This is a genomic window from Mycobacterium sp. NPDC003323, from assembly GCF_053589535.1.
On record NZ_JBSFSB010000001.1, the window covers coordinates 394,129 to 411,960 of the forward strand.

Genomic DNA, 17,832 nt, shown 5'->3' on the forward strand with positions numbered 1-17,832 from the left:
GGGCGTTCATCAGGGCGGGGACAGTTCGCCGCCCGGCGGCGGTGCGAAGTCGGTCACGGTCTGCGTCTCGGTCTGTGTCTCGGTGACCGTACTGGGCGGCACCGTCGTGGTGGTCGTCGTCGTCGTGGTCGTGGTGCTCGTGGTGGTGGTCGTCGGTGCCGTGGTGGTGGTCGTGGTCGTGGTCGACGGCGGCACCGTCTCGGTGACCGTGGTGGGAGCCACGGGCGCGCCCGGTGCCACGGATTCCTCCGTTGTGGTGGTGGTCGTCGACGTCGTGGTGGTCACCGGTGCGCCGTCCGAGTCGTCGGAGGACACCGCGCTGAAGATGCCGTAACCGGCCAGTGCCAGCACGATCGCGGTGACCGCGCCGAGGCCCACCAGCGCAGCCGGCTTCTGATACCAGGGCTGGGGTTCTTCGACCGGCTGATATGGATCGGCCGGCTCGCTGTAATCGGAGTACAGCGTCGGTTCGTCGTGCGGGTAGTCGTTCGGATCGCCCGGTCGCTCGGTCATGTGCACCGATGTTATGCGCTGGTATCCGCCGACACCGGTGCATCGGGTGCCCGGCGCGTCAGCGCTTGCCCCAGTCCCACGGCGGGGCGGTGAGCATGGTCTGACCTTCGATACAGGTCTCACCCCACTGCTTGACCAGTTCGACGGTGAGTGCGTCGGCGGCGGTCAGATGCGCCCGCATGGCCGCCGAATGGGTGACCACCACGACCTGGGTGGCGGCCGCGGCACGGCGGATCATCGCCGACAGCGCGGGTATCAGGTCCGGATGCAGGGACGTCTCCGGCTCGTTGAGCACCATCAGCGACGGGGGCCGGGGACTCAATAGCGCCGCCGCCCACAGCAGGAAGCGCAGGGTGCCGTCGGACAGCTCGGCGGCCCGCAACGGCCGCAGCATGCCCTGCTGGCGCAGTTGTAGCTCGAACAGCCCGTCGTTGTCGACGACCGAGATTGTTGCGCCGTCGAAGGCATCGGAGATGGCCCGGGCGAGATCGTCGTGACCGATCTCGATGATGGTCTGCAGGGCGGCCGCGAGGTCAGCGCCGTCATCGGCCAGCACCGGGGTGCGGGTGCCCACCCGGGGTTGGCGTGCCGGTGCCCCGGCATCGACGCGGAAGCCGTCGTAGAACCGCCAGTCGCGCAGCCGGTCCCGCACGGCATCGAGTTCGGCCAATGCACCGGCATACTCGGCGAGCACACTGCGATAGGCCGGCAGCGCCCTGGTCAGCTCGGTGAACCCGGTCCCGGATTCGTCTGCCACGTCGGCGTATTCGGCGTTGCGGCGCACCAGGGCGGCCGACGGGCGCAACCGTGGGCCGGCGAATACGACCTCGCGTTTGATCTCCGGGTCGCGGGCGAACATGGAACCGGGCCCCGCGTACTGCGGTAGCCCCAGGTCCACCAGGTAGCCGAAGTCTCCCGCGGCCGAGCCGAGATCCGTGGGCACCGAGGCGAAGCCGAGTTCGAGCGAGACCGGACGGGTCCGCAGGGTGCCCTCGACTGCGCCGCTACGTCGCGCCCCCGCGGTCTGTTCGGGGCCGGCCCACAATGCCGACTGCAGACCGCCTTCGCGAGCCAGTGAACCGATGACCTCGCCGCGGCCGCAGTCCGACAGCAGCATCAAAGCCCGGTACAGCGAGGACTTTCCGCTGCCGTTGGCACCCGTGACGACGGTCAACCGGTCCAGCGGCATGATGACCTCGCGCAGCGACCGGTAGCCGCGCACCGCGATGGTGCTCAGCACGGCATCTCCAATTCCAGCCGGACGCCGAGCAGTCGGACCGGTCGGGTTACCTCGAATTCCTCGAGCAGGGTCAGGGCCACGTCGGTGATCACCTCGAGATCGTTTCCGGGCATGGGCAGTTTGCGGATCTTGGTGCGGGTGTAGAAGGTGCTGGTGCGCACCGTCACGGCCACCCGGGTGACGGTCCGGCCGTCGGCGCTGATCTCGGCAAGGGTGCGCGCGGCCAGTTCGGTGATGGCGCGGTCCATTTCGGTGCGGTCGGTGAGGTCTTGGGCGAAGGTGATGACGTGGCTGCGTGAGCGCGGCACCCATTCCTGGGAACTGACCTCGGTGTCGCCACCGCCCTTGGCCAACAGCAGCAGCTGTAATCCGGTGCTGGGTCCGAAGGCGGCCGTCAACGTGGACGCGTCGGTCGCGGCCAGATCGGCCACCGTCATGATGCCCAGTGCGGCAAGCTTCTTGGCGGTCTTGGGGCCCACACCCCACAGGGCGTCGACCGGGCGGTCACCCATGAGGGTCATCCAGTTCTGGGCGGTGAGCGCGAAGACACCGTCGGGTTTGCCGAAGCCGGTGGCCACCTTCGCGCGCTGCTTGTTGTCGCTGATCCCGACCGAGCAGGCCAGGCCGGTCTCGGCGGCGATGACGGTCCGGATCCGCTCGGCCAGTGCGAGCGGATCGGCGACATCGGCACCGAGATACGCCTCGTCCCAGCCCCATACCTCCAGCGGATGGCCGAGATCGCGCAGCAGGCCCATCACCCGTTCGGAGGCGGCGTCATAGGCGGCGGGGTCCGAGGGCAGGAAGGTGGCCTCGGGGCATTTGCGGGCCGCGGTGCGCAGTGGCATGCCGGCGTGCACACCGAACTCGCGTGCCTCGTACGACGCACAGGTCACCACCTTGCGTGGTTCGTTCGGATCGCCGCTGCCGCCGACGATGACCGGCAGCCCCTTCAATTCGGGGTGGCGGCCCAGTTCGACCGAGGCCAGGAACTGGTCCAGGTCCACGTGCAGGATCCACGCGCTCACGTGCCGCAGAGCTTGCGGGCCACGCTCTCCCACGCGATGTCGAGTTCTTCGAGCGTCTTGTGCCGGTCGATGAGTTCGTGGGCCACCCGGTCGGCGTCCAGCAGGGCGAGCAGTGCATCGGCCTGGGCGTCGAGATCGCCTGTCGTTCCTGCTGTTTCGAGCAGCATACGGACATGGGCCCGATGCAGGGTTGCCGGTGCGTTGAACCGGGTATGCGCGTCGCGTGCGGCATCGGAGAGCAGGGCGCGGTGGCTGTGGACGAACCGCAGTCGGCTGCGACCGTAGGCCAGCAGACGGTCCAGCGGCGGTGCGCCCGGGCCGAGTGGGGGAGGGCCGAACATGAAGGCCTGCTGCTCGGCGATCTCGTCCTCGTCGAGCAGCACGATCATCAGGCCCGAGCGGCTGCCGAAACGGCGGAACAGGGTGCCCTTGCCGACACCGGCAGCGGTGGCGACATCGTCCATCGAGACGGCGTCCGCGCCGCGGTCGGCGATCAGGCGGCGGGCGGCGTCGAGTAGCAGCGCGCGGTTGCGCGCGGCGTCGCCGCGCTCGCCCGGGACTGCGGACGAGGGCGGGAGCACGCTCAGCGGTTCGGGGGCGCTCACACCTGCACTTTAACTCAGCCGGAATTATTCGGACCGCGGTCCGGTTATGCTGTGTCAGGATCGAGTGACGACGAAAGGGAACGTGGATGATGTCCGACAACGGGACGAACGTGCTGGTGCTCATCGGAAGCTTGCGGGCGGCCTCCATCAACCGGCAACTGGCCGAACTGGCCGTCGAAACCGCGCCCGAAGGTGTGACGCTGCGGGTATTCGATCGCCTGGGCGAACTGCCGTTCTACAACGAGGACATCGACAACGAGGATGTCGCCGAGCCGGTGCGCGCGTTGCGGGAGGCGGCGGGCGCGGCCGATGCCGCACTGGTGGTCACCCCGGAGTACAACGGGTCCATCCCCGGGGTGCTCAAGAACGCCATCGACTGGTTGTCTCGCCCCTGGGGCAACAGCGCGCTCAAGGACAAGCCGTTCGCCGTGGTCGGTACCGCGCTGGGCCAGTACGGCGGGGTGTGGGCGCATGACGAGGCGCGCAAGTCGCTGGGCATCGCCGGACCGCGGGCGGTCGAGGATCTCACGCTGTCGATCCCGTCGAAGACGCTCGGCGACGAGCACCCGCGCGAGCATGCCGAGACGGTGGCTGCGGTGCGCGATGTCGTCGGCAAGCTGGTGGCCGAGATCGGCTGAGCCGCGTCGGCTCGGCCGGCAAAAATGGCGCGGCCGTCAGCGTCGCGGCATAGACTCGCCAGCAGAGTCGAGGCACCGGCTCGACTCCTGAGCGTGGAGCGTTGACGTGCAACGATGGCCACAGAGCGGGTATCCGCGTCGCCGTTTCTAGGCGATCTGGACGTCGACGATGAGCCCGGCCTGCGCGGAGTGCGGCACCGAACCTCGGGCCCGGGCCCGGTTCTGCGACGCCTGCGGTGCCGCGCTGGCACCTGCGCCGCATCACCCGGAGTTCAAACAGGTGACCGTGGTGTTCGCCGATGTGGTGCGCTCGATGGACCTGGCCTCGGTGTTGGGCACCGAACGCCTGCGCGAGGTCATGAGCGAGTTGTACCGGCGATCCCGCGATATCGTGCGGCGCTACGGCGGGTCGGTGGACTTCACCGGCGACGGCATCATGGCGGTGTTCGGCGCACCGGTCGCGTTGGAAGATCACGCCTTGCGCGCCTGCCTGACCGCGCTGGATCTGCAGGCCGAGGCGGCGGTGCTGGCCGCCGACATGCGCAGGCGTGACGGTACCGGCCTGCAGCTGCGCGTCGGGTTGAACTCGGGTCAGGTGATCGCCGGTGAGCTCGGATCCGGGCCGGGCAGTTACACCACCATCGGTGCGCACGTCGGGCTGGCGCAACGGATGGAGGCGGCCGCACCGCCGGGCGGGGTGATGCTCAGCGGGTCCACTGCGCGTCTGGTGGAGGGGATCGCCGAAGTCGGTGCCCCCGAGAGCGTGCGGATCAAGAACAGCGACGTGCCGGTGTCGGCCCGCCGGTTGCGGTCCATCTCGGCCACGCGCACTCGGGGCAGCCCATCGCGTCTGGTCGGTCGCGATGCGGAGATGCAGATGCTGCGCGCGCACCTGGACGCGGCACAGCAGGGCGGCGGCAAAGTCATCGGTGTCATCGGGCCGCCCGGTATCGGAAAGAGCCGGCTGGTGGCCGAGACGGTGCGGCTCGGTGAGGCACGCGGTCTCGGTGTGGCGGCAACCTTCTGCGAGGCGCACGCCCGCGACGTCCCGTTTCATGCGGCGGCGCGGTTGTTCCGCAGCCTGACCGGGGTGGGCAGTGTGCGCGGGCCGGCCGCACGCCACCGGGTCCGGCTGCGTCTGTCCGATGCGGACCCGGCCGACCTGCAGCTGCTCGACGATCTGTTGGGTATCGGTGAACCGGACGTGCGCGCACCCGCCATCGATCCCGATGCCCGGCGGCGCCGCTTGAGCGCTCTGCTGACCACGGCGTCCCGCGCGGATGCGGCACCGGCTCTCTATGTCATCGAGGATGCGCACTGGATCGACGAGGCCAGCGAGTCGACCATCACCGAGTTCCTGACGAAGCTGCGCGGTACGCGATCGTTGGCCGTGATCACCTACCGACCGGAATACCGGGGTGCGCTGGCCGAGATCGCGGCTGCGTCGGCCATACCGCTTCGCCCGCTGGATGATTCGTACTCCGCCGCGCTGATCGCCTACCTGCTCGGTCCGGACCCGTCGGTCGCCACGGTGGCCGGCGCGATCGCCGACCGGGCTGCCGGCAACCCGTTCTTCGCCGAGGAGATCGTGCGGGACCTCGCCGAACGTGGTGTGTTGCAAGGATCGACGGGCTGCTACGTCGCCGGCGCCGATGCCACGGTGACCGGCGTACCGGCCACGTTGCAGGCAACCATCGGCGCGCGCATCGACCGGCTCGGGGAGACGGCCAAGGATGCGCTCAACGCCGCCGCGGTGATCGGCAGCAGGTTCGCCAGGGACCGCCTGGCGGGTCTGGTCGATCAGGTGTGCCTCGACGAGTTGCTGTCGGCGGAGATGATCGAACCGGTACCGGAGCGCACCGACGTCTTCGCGTTTCGGCATCCGCTGATCCGGACTGTCGCCTACGAATCCCAACTGCGCTCGGATCGCGCCCGGCTGCACCGATCGCTGGCCACGGCCATCGAACGGGACGGCCCCGGTACGCCCGACGAGAACGCCGCGTTGATCGCCACGCATCTCGAAGGCGCCGGTGATCTGCGATCGGCCATCTGCTGGCACATGCGCTCGGGGACATGGCTGGCCATGCGCGACAACGACGCAGCCCGAGCGAGCTGGCGCCGGGCGGCCGAACTGGCCGAACGACTCGATGCCGACGAACCCGACCGGCCGGCCGCTCTCATCGAGGCGCGCACGGCGCTGTGCGGCAGTGCCTGGCGGGCGGGGCTGGCCGAGGCGCAGACCGCCTTCGACGATCTGCGCCGACTGTGCGCCGAACACCGGGATCGGCGGTCGCTGGCGATGGGGATGGCCGGTTATGTGATGGCGCTGACATTCCACGACCGCCCCCGCGAGGCGTCGGTGCGGGCGACCGAACTGCTGGATCTGCTGGAACGCATCGATGACAAGGCACTGACAGTCGGGGTGTCCTTCGGGGTGCTGGCCGCGAAATGGGAGACCGGTGAGGTGCGCGAGGTGTTCAGGTTGGCGCAGCGGGTCATCGAGATGGATCCCGTCTTGGTGTCGGTCGGTAGTCCGTTCGTCGGGTCGCCCCTGACGTTGGCCTACGCGATGCGCGGCGTGGCGGGTATGTGCCTGGGACAACCCGGTTGGAAGGACGATCTGGACCGTGCCATCGACACCGCCCGTGCGCTCGACCCGCTGATCAACACCGTGGCCGTCCTGCACAAGTACGCCCAGATCGGACTCGGCGCGTTGTGCGCCAGTGCCGCGGCGCTGCGGGACACGGCCGAATCGCTGGCCGTGGCGCAGCGATCCGGTGACGATTTCACGGTGGTGCATGCGCATCTGGCCCGCGGCATCGTGTTGGTTGCGCGCAAAGGTGCCGAGCGCGAGGTCGGCTTCGGCCACCTGCACACCGCCCGGGAGGCCGCGCTGCGCGGCTGCGGTAACGCCTCGATCGTGCACATCGCCGATATCCAGTTCGCCCGCCGGCGCTGGTTGTGCGGTGACTACGACGGTGCCGCGGTCCTGGCCGATGCGGTGGTGGACGCCCTTTTCGACCTCGGCTCGGTGGTGTGGCGCGGACCGGCGACCGCGGTCCTGGTCGAAGCACTGCTGAAGCGCAACCGGCACGGCGACCTGGCAGCGGCCCGGGCCGCGATCGACCGGTTGGCCGCCGCGCGCGGATTCGTCCTGCAGGACGTGACGCTGTTACGGTTGCGGGCCCTGGCGGCCGGTGCCGCGGGCGATGCCGACGGGTACCGCAGCTTTGCCGCGCGCTATCGGGAGGCGGCCGGCTCGGGTGGCTTCGAAGGACACGCGGCGGTCGCGGCGCGGATGACGTGAGGCCCCCCGCGCCGGATGCCGACGGCTTTGCTCGGATGGTCCGGCCGGCGAACCGCGCAGGCGCCGGTTGTCGGACCCGCCGATTAGAGTGCGACACGCGCTCGAATGTGACGTGCGACACGCCGGAAGCCGACACGCTCAGATGCTTACGACCTGGGAATTTCACGAATGTTGTTCAGAACATCTTGTATCTCTTCGGTTTGTCGGACACTAGGTGTAGTGTCTGACGGACCGCGAGGCCCCAACGCCCGAGGAGCCCGGCGGAGCCTGATCCACCCGGTGTCGGTCACCGGAGATCACGCCCCGAACACCGGAATTTCCGGGCCTCGCGGACCGCTGAACTGAAGTGAAATGCGTTACCCGAGCAGTTGCCCGCCACACAGGAGTCTAGGAGTGTCAATGTCCGTCACCGTGTACACCAAGCCCGCCTGCGTGCAGTGCAATGCCACCTACAAGGCGCTGGACAAGGCCGGCATCGCGTACGAGGTCGTCGACATCAGCCTGGACGCCGAGGCCCGTGACTACGTCATGGCGCTGGGCTATCTGCAGGCGCCCGTCGTCGTCGCCGGCAACGAGCACTGGTCCGGGTTCCGTCCGGACCGCATCAAGGCCCTGGCCGGAGCATCCGCCGTCACCGCCTAGACCATCCGAGGACCGACCGAGAGGAGCAGACAATGAGCAGCCTCGTCTACTTCTCCAGCGTGTCGGAGAACACCCATCGGTTCGTGCAGAAGCTCGAACTGCCTGCGATCCGCATCCCGCTCAGGGAACGGATCGAGGTCGACGAGCCCTATGTGCTCGTGCTCCCCACCTATGGTGGCGGGCACGCCAACGGTCCTGATCCTGATCGCGGGGGCTACGTTCCCAAGCAGGTGATCGCCTTCCTCAACAACGAACACAACCGGTCGTTGATCCGCGGCGTCATCGCCGCGGGCAACACCAACTTCGGCGCCGAATTCGGCTATGCGGGGGTCGTCATCTCCCGCAAGTGCGGCGTCCCATTCCTCTACCGATTCGAACTCATGGGAACGACGGACGACGTCTTCGCCGTCCGCGCCGGCCTCGCAGACTTCTGGAAGGACCAGACGTGCCACCAACCGTCACAGCTGCAGAACCTGTAACCACCGGCGCGCACGCGCTTCCGGGGGAGACGGACTATCACGCGCTCAACGCGATGCTCAACCTGTACGACGCCGACGGCAAGATCCAGTTCGACAAGGATGTGCAGGCCGCCCGCGAGTACTTCCTGCAGCACGTCAATCAGAACACGGTGTTCTTCCACAGCCAGGACGAGAAGCTCGATTACCTGATCGAGAAGGAGTACTACGAGCGTGAGGTGCTCGATCAGTACAGCCGCAACTTCGTCAAGACGCTGCTGGACCGGGCGTATGCCAAGAAGTTCCGGTTCCCGACCTTCCTCGGCGCGTTCAAGTACTACACCTCCTACACGCTGAAGACCTTCGACGGGAAGCGCTACCTGGAGCGTTTCGAGGATCGCGTCGTGATGGTGGCGCTGACGCTGGCCGCCGGTGACACCACGCTGGCCGAGCAGCTGGTCGACGAGATCATCGACGGCCGCTTCCAGCCCGCCACCCCGACGTTCCTGAACTCGGGCAAGAAGCAGCGCGGCGAGCCGGTGTCCTGCTTCCTGCTGCGCATCGAGGACAACATGGAGTCCATCGGGCGCTCCATCAACTCGGCCCTGCAGCTGTCCAAGCGTGGCGGTGGAGTTGCCTTGCTGCTGACCAACATCCGCGAGCACGGCGCACCCATCAAGAACATCGAGAACCAGTCCTCGGGTGTCATCCCGATCATGAAGCTGCTGGAGGATTCCTTCTCCTACGCCAACCAGCTCGGCGCGCGTCAGGGTGCCGGCGCGGTGTATCTGCACGCGCATCATCCCGACATCTACCGCTTCCTGGACACCAAGCGGGAGAACGCCGACGAGAAGATCCGCATCAAGACCCTGAGCCTGGGTGTGGTGATCCCCGACATCACCTTCGAGCTGGCCAAGAAGAACGAGGACATGTACCTGTTCTCGCCGTACGACGTCGAGCGCGTCTACGGTGTGCCGTTCGCCGACATCTCGGTCACCGAGAAGTACTACGAGATGGTCGACGACGCGCGGATCCGCAAGACCAAGATCAAGGCGCGCGAGTTCTTCCAGACGCTTGCCGAGCTGCAGTTCGAGTCGGGCTACCCGTACATCATGTACGAGGACACGGTGAACCGGGCCAACCCGATCGAGGGCAAGATCACCCACTCCAACCTGTGCTCGGAGATCCTGCAGGTCTCCACGCCCTCGGAGTTCAACGACGATCTGTCCTACGCCAAGGTGGGTAAGGACATCTCCTGCAACCTGGGCTCGCTGAACATCGCCAAGGCGATGGACTCGCCGGACTTCGCCCAGACCATCGAGGTCGCGATCCGGGCTCTGACCGCGGTGAGCGATCAGACCCACATCTGGTCGGTGCCCTCGATCGAGCAGGGCAACAACGAGTCCCACGCCATCGGTCTGGGGCAGATGAACCTGCACGGATACCTGGCCCGCGAGCGGATCCACTACGGCTCGCAAGAGGGTGTGGACTTCACCAACATCTACTTCTACACGGTGCTCTACCACGCGCTGCGGGCGTCGAATCGCATTGCGATCGAACGGGGTACCGCGTTCGGTGGCTTCGAGAAGTCCAAATACAAGTCGGGCGAGTTCTTCGACAAGTACACCGAGCAGGTGTGGGAGCCGGCCACCGACAAGGTGCGAAAGCTGTTCGCCGATGCCGGAATCCGCATCCCGAACCAGGACGACTGGAAGCGGCTCAAGGAATCCGTACAGACGCACGGCATCTACAACCAGAACCTGCAGGCCGTGCCGCCGACGGGCTCGATCAGCTACATCAACCACTCGACGTCCTCGATCCACCCGGTGGCATCGAAGATCGAGATCCGCAAGGAAGGCAAGATCGGTCGCGTCTACTACCCGGCGCCGTACCTGACCAACGACAACCTGGAGTACTACCAGGACGCGTATGAGATCGGGTACGAAAAGATCATCGACACCTACGCCGCGGCGACCCAGCACGTGGATCAGGGGTTGAGCCTGACGCTGTTCTTCAAGGACACCGCCAACACCCGCGATGTGAACAAGGCGCAGATCTACGCCTGGCGCAAGGGGATCAAGACGCTGTACTACATCCGGTTGCGGCAGATGGCGCTGGAGGGCACCGAGGTGGAGGGTTGCGTCAGCTGCATGTTGTGACGCTGTTCTAGGCGAGTCGAAGCAGGCCAGGGAAAGTACTACTCCCTGGCCTGCTTCGTTTTTCACCTCTTGGAACCGGGTATTCGCGTGCCTTGTTCTCGGTCAGATCCCCCGGCCCGCACACATCAAGCTGTACCGGATCTCACGGATGTCGTCCGGGTAGCGGCATTTCGTTTCTCGAAAGCCTCGACATTTTCTGAAAGCTCGCTGTGAATGGCTCGGATACGGTGCTGCGTACACCTCTGGTCATCCGTCCGGAGGCGAGTTCGGCTGTCGGGAAGGCAGGGACAATGAGAACGCTGATCGTGGGGTTGGCGACCGCCGCTGGTCTGATGCTGGGTACCGCGGGTGTTGCTGCGGCCGACGACATCATCGTCTACGACGGCGCGACGGGAATCCCATGGAGCTGGCCGACCAAGGGCGCGTGCATATCTGACGGCCCGGACATGCACCTCGATAACGTGGGCGAGGACAATTTCTACCAGTACTGGTATTGCCTCCAGCATGACGATGGCCTGTGGTATCTGCACAACAGCGACCAGCCGACCCACGAGGAGTGACCCGAGCGACCGCTTGATCCCGAGGGGTCTACAGCGCCCGCAACCTGCACGGTTGCGGGCGCTGTGGTGCTTGATCAGGTAGTGGCAAAGTAGGTGCCGGCTTGGACTGGAAATTCCACTGTTTTCGTCCCGTGTTCTCGTGGCACGCCGCCGGCGCACGAGTCACCGGGTGGTGTAACCGCCGTTGGCGAAGATGGTCTGTCCGGTGATCCAGTGACCCTCGTCTGCCAGGAACACCACCAGCGGGGCGATGTCCTCGATGAGGGTGAGTCGGCCACCCATCCCCTGGGACTTGTGGAACTCGACCCGCTCCGGGGTTTCCTGACCGTAGAAGAATGGGGTATCCATCGGTCCCGGGGCGACGTTGTTGACGTTGATGTCCCGGTGCGAGAACTCCTTCGCGGCCGCGCGCGTGAAGTGCTCGACGGGACTCTTGGCTCCGGCGTAGGTGGAGTAGCCGTCGGTGAACGCGGCGAGCAGCGCGGTCACGATGGTGACCACCGACCCGTTGTCGTTGAGCCGTCGGCCTGCCTGCTGGAGAAAGAAGTACGCCGCTTTGGCGTTGATGTCGAACATCGAGTCATATTCGGCCTCGGTGGTCTCCGTGAGGGGTTTGCGCAGCACCTTGCCCACGGTGTTGATCGCGATGTCGACGCTGCCGAAGGCGTCGATCGCCGCTTCGAACAGCTGCTCCACATTGGTGGGTACGGTGAGGTCGCCCTGCACTTTGATGGCCCGCGCGCCGGTCTCCTCGACGGCTGCCACCGTCGCATCCGCGTCGGCTTCCGAGCTCGAACTGTTGTAGTGCACAGCGACATTCGCGCCACGTTCGGCGAGGCTTCGGCTGATGAGTCCGCCGAGGTTCTTTGCTCCGGCGGCGACGATGGCTGTCTTTCCGGTGAGTGTGGTCATGGGCGCCAACGTATGCCGGTGATCCCGGGATGTCGACCAGTGGGCCGGGCTATTTCGCAAGTGGCCGGGCAAAATCGAAAGGTGTTCCCGCGCCGGGGTTCATAGCATTGCACCGACCGAGGCGCCACATGGGCCAGGGGTGGTGCGATCAACATGGCGGCATTCCCATTCCGTACCCGAGGGAAAGTCCCGCTCGTACGGTTGGGTGAATCGGGATTTGCCTGGCGGGGAAGGGCTTCCACCGCTACGCAGTGATCCGCATTTCGGTGACCTTGTTGTCGGCGACGCGAAAGCTGAATGTGCTGGGGCCGTTGAATCCGTCGCCGCCGACATTGGCGATGACCACCACCTCGGTCTCGTCGAGCGCATAAAAGTGAACGACGTTCAACGACACATTCCGCCCGATGAACTCGGCATCGCTCCAACCTCGGATGGCGTCTGCGCCGTCGAATCTGCGTCCCCAGTCGTCGACGAGTCCCAGGTGTGGTGTGAAGGCCGCCAAGAACGCGTCGGTGTCGCCGGCGTTGGCGGCGTCGATCAGCGCCCGAATCTCGGGGGTCAGCGCCTGAGACATGGCTGGGATTTTCCGTTCTTCGTGGGTTCATCCGCGCCGGTCACGGCGGGTCAAGCGGCATCGGAGCCGGCGACCGCCGGGTGTTCCTCCCTGTGACCTGCGGCGGAAACGCTATCGTGACTTCATCGCCAGGTACCTTCGAGAAACCGGGAACTTTCGAATGGCGCAGAACGAGGAACGAATGCACGTCTGGGACGGGCGTCGAGATCGCAGCCCCCGCACCGTGGTGGCAGCGCGCGCTCTGCAACTCCAGGGGTTGGATTTTCGGTTCGTCGCCGAGCGGGTGACCGACCCCACCGACTGGTGCTTCCAAGAACCACACCACGTCTTCGTCGTACACCGCCGTGGGGATCTTGAGTCGATGGAGATCGAGTTCGAAAGTGGACCGTCGGGCTCGTGCTTGCCTCGGGTCGGCGACGTGTGGGCCATTCCCGCCGAGCAGCGGTATGCGGCGCTGGTCCGGGGACTGACCGTCGGCTTCTGCGAGATAGCCGTTCCCACCTCGGTCTTCGGTGGCCGCGAGGTCACACCGCGTGTCGGCTACCGGGACATGTTGCTGCATCGTCTGGTGGAGCGTCTGGCCGGACAGTCGCACCAGGGCGGTGCCGCGGCGCAGCTGTTCCGACAGTCGCTGGCCCAGACGATGCAGATGCACCTGGCCGATCTGTACGCCGCGCCCCGCGCACGCCGGCGACCTGTGCAAGCCAATCGCAGCCTGAAGGCCGGTGACCAGCAGATCGTCATCGACTATCTGCTCGCCGAACTGGATCATCGCATCGACCTGAATCGGCTGGCCGATCTGGTGGACATGACCCCGAGTGCGTTTCTGCCCGCGTTCACGGCGGCTTTCGGCACGACGCCACATCAGTATCTGATCGAGCAACGCATCGTGCGAGCTCGGGAGATGTTGTCGGCGAGTTCGGCGACCATCACCGAGATCGCCTCGGCGGTGGGATTCTCCACCCCGAGCCACTTCGCGACCACCTTCAAACAGCGGGTGGGTGTCAGCCCTACGGCGTATCGGGACAGCACATGAGTACCCGCACAACGCCCGGTGCCGCGGGAATGCTCGGCGATGTCGACGACGGCTGAGGTCATCCTCGTCACGGCCCTGGTACTCGGGATCGTCATCGCGTTGTTCGGCGCGATCTACGCGTGGGAGAAGTGGGGCAAAGGCACGCGACTGGCGCAGCGCGTCGACCGCTTCTTCGATCGCCTCAGTGACAGGTTCGACCGATAGCCCCGGTCGGAGCATCGGCAGAAGCACTTTCGCCGGATCGCCGGCGACGTGCTCAGTTGTCGTCGGGACCGGTGAATTCGGTCTGTCCGGGCTCCGGTGGTCCGGCATCCGGGTCGTCGCCGCCCCCGTAGTTGGGGTTGGTGCAGATGGTGCCTTCGCATGGCACGACGGAGCCGTCCCCGTCGGGGTTGGGCATTTCGGCGCCACCGTTGTCTTCGGGGTCAGGTCCGGCGCCGTGGTTGGGGTTGGTGCAGATGGTGCCCTCACATGGCACCCAGGTTCCGTCGCCATTGGGGTTGGGCATCATGGGCTGGGTATCGGGTGTCGAAGCGTCCTTCGAGGGGCGCGGCGACATAGTCGGGACGACGGATGTTGCCGGGGCACCGGGACCCGGTTTCTCCTGGCTGGGCGACGTTGTGGGCGTCGGTTCGGTTGCGTCGTTGCCGCAACCGGTCGTGCCCAGGGCGAGGATCAGTGCGCAGGCCGCCGCGGCGAACGCCCGTGGCCCTATCGATGGCTTCGTTGTCGAGGTATTCATCGTCGGTCAACGCTAGCGTGATCGTGCCGCAGCCACTTTCGTAATCCCGCGGCGACCTTCGAATAACTGTGGCGTGTCACCTTCAACGACCGTTGCCCTCAGCGGTCCTTGGCGCGGTCCGACTGCTGGGCCTTGATGCGTCGCTCCTCGGCCAACACGTTCTGGTAGCTCTCTCGCTCGGCGACCAGCCAGTCCGGCTTGTCCGCCAACAGTGCGTTGATCTGCTCGGTGGTCAGCGCGTCGGTGACGCCGCCGCGCGCCAGCCCGGCGATCGAGACGCCGAGCTTGGCCGCGACGAGGTTCTTCGGGTGTGGCCCGTTCTTGCGGAGATCCTTGAGCCACTGCGGCGGATCCTCCTGCAGCGCGGCCAGCTCGGCGCGGGTGATCGCGTTCCCCTGGAACTCCGCGGGCGTCGCGGGCAGGTACACGTCCAGCTTCTTCGCCGCGGTGGCGGGCTTCATGGACTGCGCGTTCGGCCTACTCATGGATAGAGCGTATCGGTAGCCTGGTGCGGTGATTGCGCCCTCGCTCACCGTCGGGTACGTCCCCGGCGCGACGCCGGCGAAATGGGCGCGGACCTGGGCGCAGCGGCATCCCGACGTGCCGTTACGGTTGACCGCCGTCGAGGCTGCCGACGCCGCGGATGCGGTGCGCGCGGGCACCGTCGACATCGCCCTGCTGCGCCTGCCGACCGACGCGACGGGGCTGGCCGTCATCGGGCTCTACGCGGAGACGACCGTCGTGGTGGTGCCCGCCGATCACCTGCTCACCGCCGTCGACGAGGTCGCCGGCGCGGATCTCGCCGAGGAGCCGATGCTGGCTCCGCTGGACGACGTCGTCGACTGGACGGCCGGTGTGCCGGTGCAACACCGGCCCGATACCACCAGGGACGCAATCGAACTCGTCGCCGCCGGGGTGGGGTTGCTGATCGTGCCCCAGTCCTTGGCGCGGCTGCACCACCGCAAGGATCTCAGCTACCGCCCGATCGTCGGCGCACCCACCTGTGCGGTGGCATTGGCATTTCCCGACGGCGAGCAGTCCGACCGGGTTCAGGAGTTCATCGGCATCGTGCGCGGTCGCAAATCCAGCTCCTCGCGGGGCCTGGCCGAACCGGTACCCAAGCGCACCGCCCGGGAAAAGACGTTGGCCAAACAGGCCGCCCGCGCCGCCGCCGGGAAGGTCGGGCGGCCGCCGGCCAAGCGGGGTAAGCGCTAGCCGAGCTCCGAGATCAGATCGTCAGCGTGCCATCGTCATTGATGGTCCACTCCGGGTTGAGTGCAACCTCCCAGACATGGCCGTCCAGGTCGGCGAAATACCCCGAGTAGCCACCCCAGAACACCTTGTGCGCCGGCTTGAGGATGGTGGCGCCGGCCGCGGCCGCCTGCTCCAGGACGGCGTCGACGTCGGCCTCGGAGCGTTGGTTGATCGCGATGGTGATGCCGGAGAACCGGCCGTCGACCGGATGCTGCGCGTCCGCGGCCAGATCTGCCCGGCCGAACAGGGCCAGCGCGATCCCGGGCAGCTGATAGAAGACCACACCCTCGGGAGCCGCCTTGGGCTCCCAGCCCAGGCCCTGCTCATAGAACGCGCGGGCCCGGTCGAGATCGTCGACACCAAGGGTGATCAGACTGATGCGTTGCTCCATGTGGCGCAGGTTACCCAGCACCACCGACGTGCAGACCTCACCGCTCGTCGGGCTGCCCCGGCAGATACGTGCCGACCGACCACTGCCGGCCCTCCGGGTCGAGCAGCTCGATCCGGAAGTTGCCCCATTTGGTCGTCTCGGGTGCGATCAGCACCGCCGTCCCGGCGTCCAGGGCACGGGAGTGGATCCTGCCCACCTCGGCGGCGTCCTCGACGACCACATACAGGCCGGCGCCGACGCAGTCACCGTTGGGCGCCGGTATGTCGTAGCCGCGGTCGTCGTGCTGCAGGCACACCACGGCGCGGCCGCGACGCATCTCGACATGCAGCACCTGCCCGCCGTCGGCGAAACTGCGGACGACGTGAAACCCGAGGACCTCGGAGATCCATCGCTGTGCCCGCTCGGGTTCGCGGTAGCAGATGAACGCGGTCAGCTGCGTAGATGTCATGGCCTCGGTCTACCCCAGGCCACCGACATCTACTTCACCGAATGCTGCGGGCCCTGGGCCTTCTTGTAGAGCGCCTTGAGCATCCGGTCCCGGAACGCGGCGTTGTCGATCAGCTTGATGCCCGCGTCCGCCAGCTTCGGATAACCGATCAACTTGTGCATGTAGCGACCGCGGCGGTACTCCTTGCCCCACGCCGCTTCCATACGCTGCGCGTAGTTGGTGAAGTCGTCGGGACCGCCGTTGGTCAACGCGGCGACCGCGCATTCACCGGCGGCCAGCCCGGACTCCAGCGCCTTGGAGATGCCCGCGCCCGAGGCCGGCTTGCCGGCGCCCAGCGAGTCGCCGGTGAACAGCACACCGGGACGCCACGGCGGCCAGGCGGTGAAGCCCATCGGCAATCGCCAGGCGCGCACGCTCTTGTTCTTCTTGAGCTCCTCGATCGGCGGGGCTTCCCACTCGGCGGGCAAGGTGCGCAGGAAATCGCCCAGGAACTGGGTGGCGTTGATCGCCTGCCAGTTCTTGTAGCTGTTCACATAGCCCAGGCCGATGTTGAAGACGTTGTTGCCCATCGGGAACACCCAGCCGTAGCCGGGCAGCTGATCACCCTGGAACAGCAGCTTCAGATATATGTCGAGGCTGTCGTTGTCGGGTCGGTTGAGATGCATCTCCGAGCGGATCGCGATCGCGGAATAGCCGTTGTACTCCGAATCGATCTTCAGCGCGCGCTTGATGGGGGAGTAAGCGCCGTCGGCGGCGATGACCGCATCGCCGAGCACCTTCTCACCGCTCTTGAGCACCACGCCGACGACGCGGCCGTCGGCGTCGAATTCCGGACCGGCCACCTCGGAGCCCTGGCGGATCTCGGCCCCGGCGGATTCGGCGTGCTTGAGCAGCACGGTGTCCAGGTGCTCACGGGCCACCGTGTGCCCGTGGTCGGGCATCCCGGGGCGGCGCGGGAACGACAGCTCCCAGGCACTCGGGCTGTACACCGTCACCTTGTTCACCCGGTGATAGGTCGCAACCTCGTCGGCCAGGCCCATCTTCTGCAGGTAGCTCACGGCGCGGGCGGTCAGACCGTCACCGCAGGGCTTGGCGCGGGGGAATTCGGCCTTGTCCAGCACCACCACGCGGGCGCCGGTCTGGGCGGCCTGCCACGCGGCGGCGGCGCCGGAGGGGCCTCCACCTGCGATCACAACGTCGTATCGGGCAGTCATTCGCTCGTCTCGATGAATTTGGGCATGACATGGCGATGCTACTCGCGTCATTCGCCGCCCGCTGCGCGAGCAAATGGACACCTCAGCGGCGTCGCCGCGCGGAGCGGGACTGTCCGA

At 66.8% G+C, this 17,832-nt stretch carries 20 protein-coding genes; 9 read left to right on the forward strand and 11 right to left on the reverse strand.

Annotation, left to right across the window (positions count from 1 at the left end; all coding sequences use genetic code 11):
- Positions 1-9: 9 nt before the first annotated feature.
- The 4 genes from ACWDUN_RS01585 to ACWDUN_RS01600 are packed head-to-tail and all read right to left on the reverse strand — an operon-like array spanning position 10 to position 3,383.
- Positions 10-513 carry a hypothetical protein gene (locus ACWDUN_RS01585; RefSeq protein WP_449923662.1) on the reverse strand — a complete coding sequence of 168 codons (504 nt, stop codon included), beginning with the start codon at positions 511-513 and terminating at the stop codon, positions 10-12.
- A 58-nt stretch (positions 514-571) separates the two neighbouring features.
- Positions 572-1,753, reverse strand: a complete 1,182-nt coding sequence (locus ACWDUN_RS01590) for an AAA family ATPase (RefSeq protein WP_449923665.1) — start codon at positions 1,751-1,753, stop codon at positions 572-574.
- Positions 1,747-2,778 carry a DNA polymerase IV gene (locus ACWDUN_RS01595; protein ID WP_449923668.1) on the reverse strand — a complete coding sequence of 344 codons (1,032 nt, stop codon included), beginning with the start codon at positions 2,776-2,778 and terminating at the stop codon, positions 1,747-1,749. The genes ACWDUN_RS01590 and ACWDUN_RS01595 overlap by 7 nt, the downstream gene beginning before the upstream one ends.
- Entirely contained in the window at positions 2,775-3,383 is a 609-nt protein-coding gene (locus ACWDUN_RS01600; RefSeq protein ID WP_449923671.1) for a helix-turn-helix domain-containing protein, read from the reverse strand. Before ACWDUN_RS01600 ends, ACWDUN_RS01595 begins: the two co-directional genes overlap by 4 nt.
- Before the next feature lie 89 nt (positions 3,384-3,472).
- Between ACWDUN_RS01600 and ACWDUN_RS01605 the strand changes: the two genes are divergently transcribed.
- The 6 genes from ACWDUN_RS01605 to ACWDUN_RS01630 all read left to right on the forward strand — a co-directional run bounded on the left by ACWDUN_RS01605 (position 3,473) and on the right by ACWDUN_RS01630 (position 11,144).
- Positions 3,473-4,021 (forward strand): NADPH-dependent FMN reductase, encoded by a 549-nt coding sequence (locus ACWDUN_RS01605; RefSeq protein WP_449923674.1) that lies wholly within the window; start codon positions 3,473-3,475, stop codon positions 4,019-4,021.
- A gap of 169 nt (positions 4,022-4,190) precedes the next feature.
- Entirely contained in the window at positions 4,191-7,328 is a 3,138-nt protein-coding gene (locus ACWDUN_RS01610; RefSeq protein ID WP_449923675.1) for an ATP-binding protein, read from the forward strand.
- Positions 7,329-7,727: 399 nt separating this feature from the next.
- A complete protein-coding gene (locus tag ACWDUN_RS01615; RefSeq protein WP_449923677.1) occupies positions 7,728-7,970 on the forward strand; it encodes a redoxin NrdH in 243 nt (80 codons plus the stop codon).
- A gap of 32 nt (positions 7,971-8,002) precedes the next feature.
- Positions 8,003-8,449, forward strand: coding sequence for a class Ib ribonucleoside-diphosphate reductase assembly flavoprotein NrdI (nrdI, locus tag ACWDUN_RS01620; RefSeq protein WP_449923680.1), 447 nt, complete (start codon positions 8,003-8,005; stop codon positions 8,447-8,449).
- Positions 8,416-10,584, forward strand: a complete 2,169-nt coding sequence (nrdE, locus tag ACWDUN_RS01625; protein WP_449923682.1) for a class 1b ribonucleoside-diphosphate reductase subunit alpha — start codon at positions 8,416-8,418, stop codon at positions 10,582-10,584. The genes nrdI and nrdE overlap by 34 nt, the downstream gene beginning before the upstream one ends.
- Before the next feature lie 290 nt (positions 10,585-10,874).
- The gene (locus ACWDUN_RS01630; RefSeq protein ID WP_449923685.1) at positions 10,875-11,144 is read left to right on the forward strand and encodes a hypothetical protein; all 270 of its coding nucleotides are present in this window, start codon (positions 10,875-10,877) and stop codon (positions 11,142-11,144) included.
- A gap of 162 nt (positions 11,145-11,306) precedes the next feature.
- Here the strand turns inward: ACWDUN_RS01630 and ACWDUN_RS01635 are convergent, their stop codons facing one another.
- Both ACWDUN_RS01635 and ACWDUN_RS01640 read right to left on the reverse strand, forming a co-directional pair.
- Positions 11,307-12,056: an SDR family oxidoreductase gene (locus ACWDUN_RS01635; RefSeq protein ID WP_449923687.1), complete on the reverse strand. Its 750-nt coding sequence runs from the start codon at positions 12,054-12,056 to the stop codon at positions 11,307-11,309.
- A 244-nt stretch (positions 12,057-12,300) separates the two neighbouring features.
- Positions 12,301-12,630, reverse strand: a complete 330-nt coding sequence (locus tag ACWDUN_RS01640) for a nuclear transport factor 2 family protein (RefSeq protein ID WP_449923690.1) — start codon at positions 12,628-12,630, stop codon at positions 12,301-12,303.
- 181 nt (positions 12,631-12,811) lie between these two features.
- Between ACWDUN_RS01640 and ACWDUN_RS01645 the strand changes: the two genes are divergently transcribed.
- Positions 12,812-13,666: a helix-turn-helix domain-containing protein gene (locus ACWDUN_RS01645; protein ID WP_449923692.1), complete on the forward strand. Its 855-nt coding sequence runs from the start codon at positions 12,812-12,814 to the stop codon at positions 13,664-13,666.
- A 39-nt stretch (positions 13,667-13,705) separates the two neighbouring features.
- The gene (locus ACWDUN_RS01650) at positions 13,706-13,870 is read left to right on the forward strand and encodes a hypothetical protein (protein WP_449923694.1); all 165 of its coding nucleotides are present in this window, start codon (positions 13,706-13,708) and stop codon (positions 13,868-13,870) included.
- A 52-nt stretch (positions 13,871-13,922) separates the two neighbouring features.
- Here ACWDUN_RS01650 and ACWDUN_RS01655 read toward each other — a convergent pair whose 3' ends face one another.
- Together ACWDUN_RS01655 and ACWDUN_RS01660 are read right to left on the reverse strand one after the other, a co-directional pair.
- Positions 13,923-14,174: a hypothetical protein gene (locus ACWDUN_RS01655; RefSeq protein ID WP_449923696.1), complete on the reverse strand. Its 252-nt coding sequence runs from the start codon at positions 14,172-14,174 to the stop codon at positions 13,923-13,925.
- Positions 14,175-14,506: 332 nt separating this feature from the next.
- The gene (locus ACWDUN_RS01660; protein ID WP_449923699.1) at positions 14,507-14,893 is read right to left on the reverse strand and encodes a DUF5997 family protein; all 387 of its coding nucleotides are present in this window, start codon (positions 14,891-14,893) and stop codon (positions 14,507-14,509) included.
- 28 nt (positions 14,894-14,921) lie between these two features.
- Between ACWDUN_RS01660 and ACWDUN_RS01665 the strand changes: the two genes are divergently transcribed.
- Complete coding sequence (locus tag ACWDUN_RS01665) at positions 14,922-15,623, forward strand: LysR family substrate-binding domain-containing protein (protein WP_449923702.1); 702 nt, start codon at positions 14,922-14,924, stop codon at positions 15,621-15,623.
- Positions 15,624-15,636: 13 nt separating this feature from the next.
- Here the strand turns inward: ACWDUN_RS01665 and ACWDUN_RS01670 are convergent, their stop codons facing one another.
- The 3 genes from ACWDUN_RS01670 to ACWDUN_RS01680 are packed head-to-tail and all read right to left on the reverse strand — an operon-like array spanning position 15,637 to position 17,715.
- Entirely contained in the window at positions 15,637-16,053 is a 417-nt protein-coding gene (locus tag ACWDUN_RS01670; protein ID WP_449923705.1) for a VOC family protein, read from the reverse strand.
- Between the two features lie 37 nt (positions 16,054-16,090).
- A complete protein-coding gene (locus ACWDUN_RS01675; protein ID WP_449923708.1) occupies positions 16,091-16,501 on the reverse strand; it encodes a VOC family protein in 411 nt (136 codons plus the stop codon).
- Positions 16,502-16,530: 29 nt separating this feature from the next.
- A complete protein-coding gene (locus ACWDUN_RS01680) occupies positions 16,531-17,715 on the reverse strand; it encodes an NAD(P)/FAD-dependent oxidoreductase (RefSeq protein ID WP_449923711.1) in 1,185 nt (394 codons plus the stop codon).
- Between the last annotated feature and the right edge of the window lie 117 nt (positions 17,716-17,832).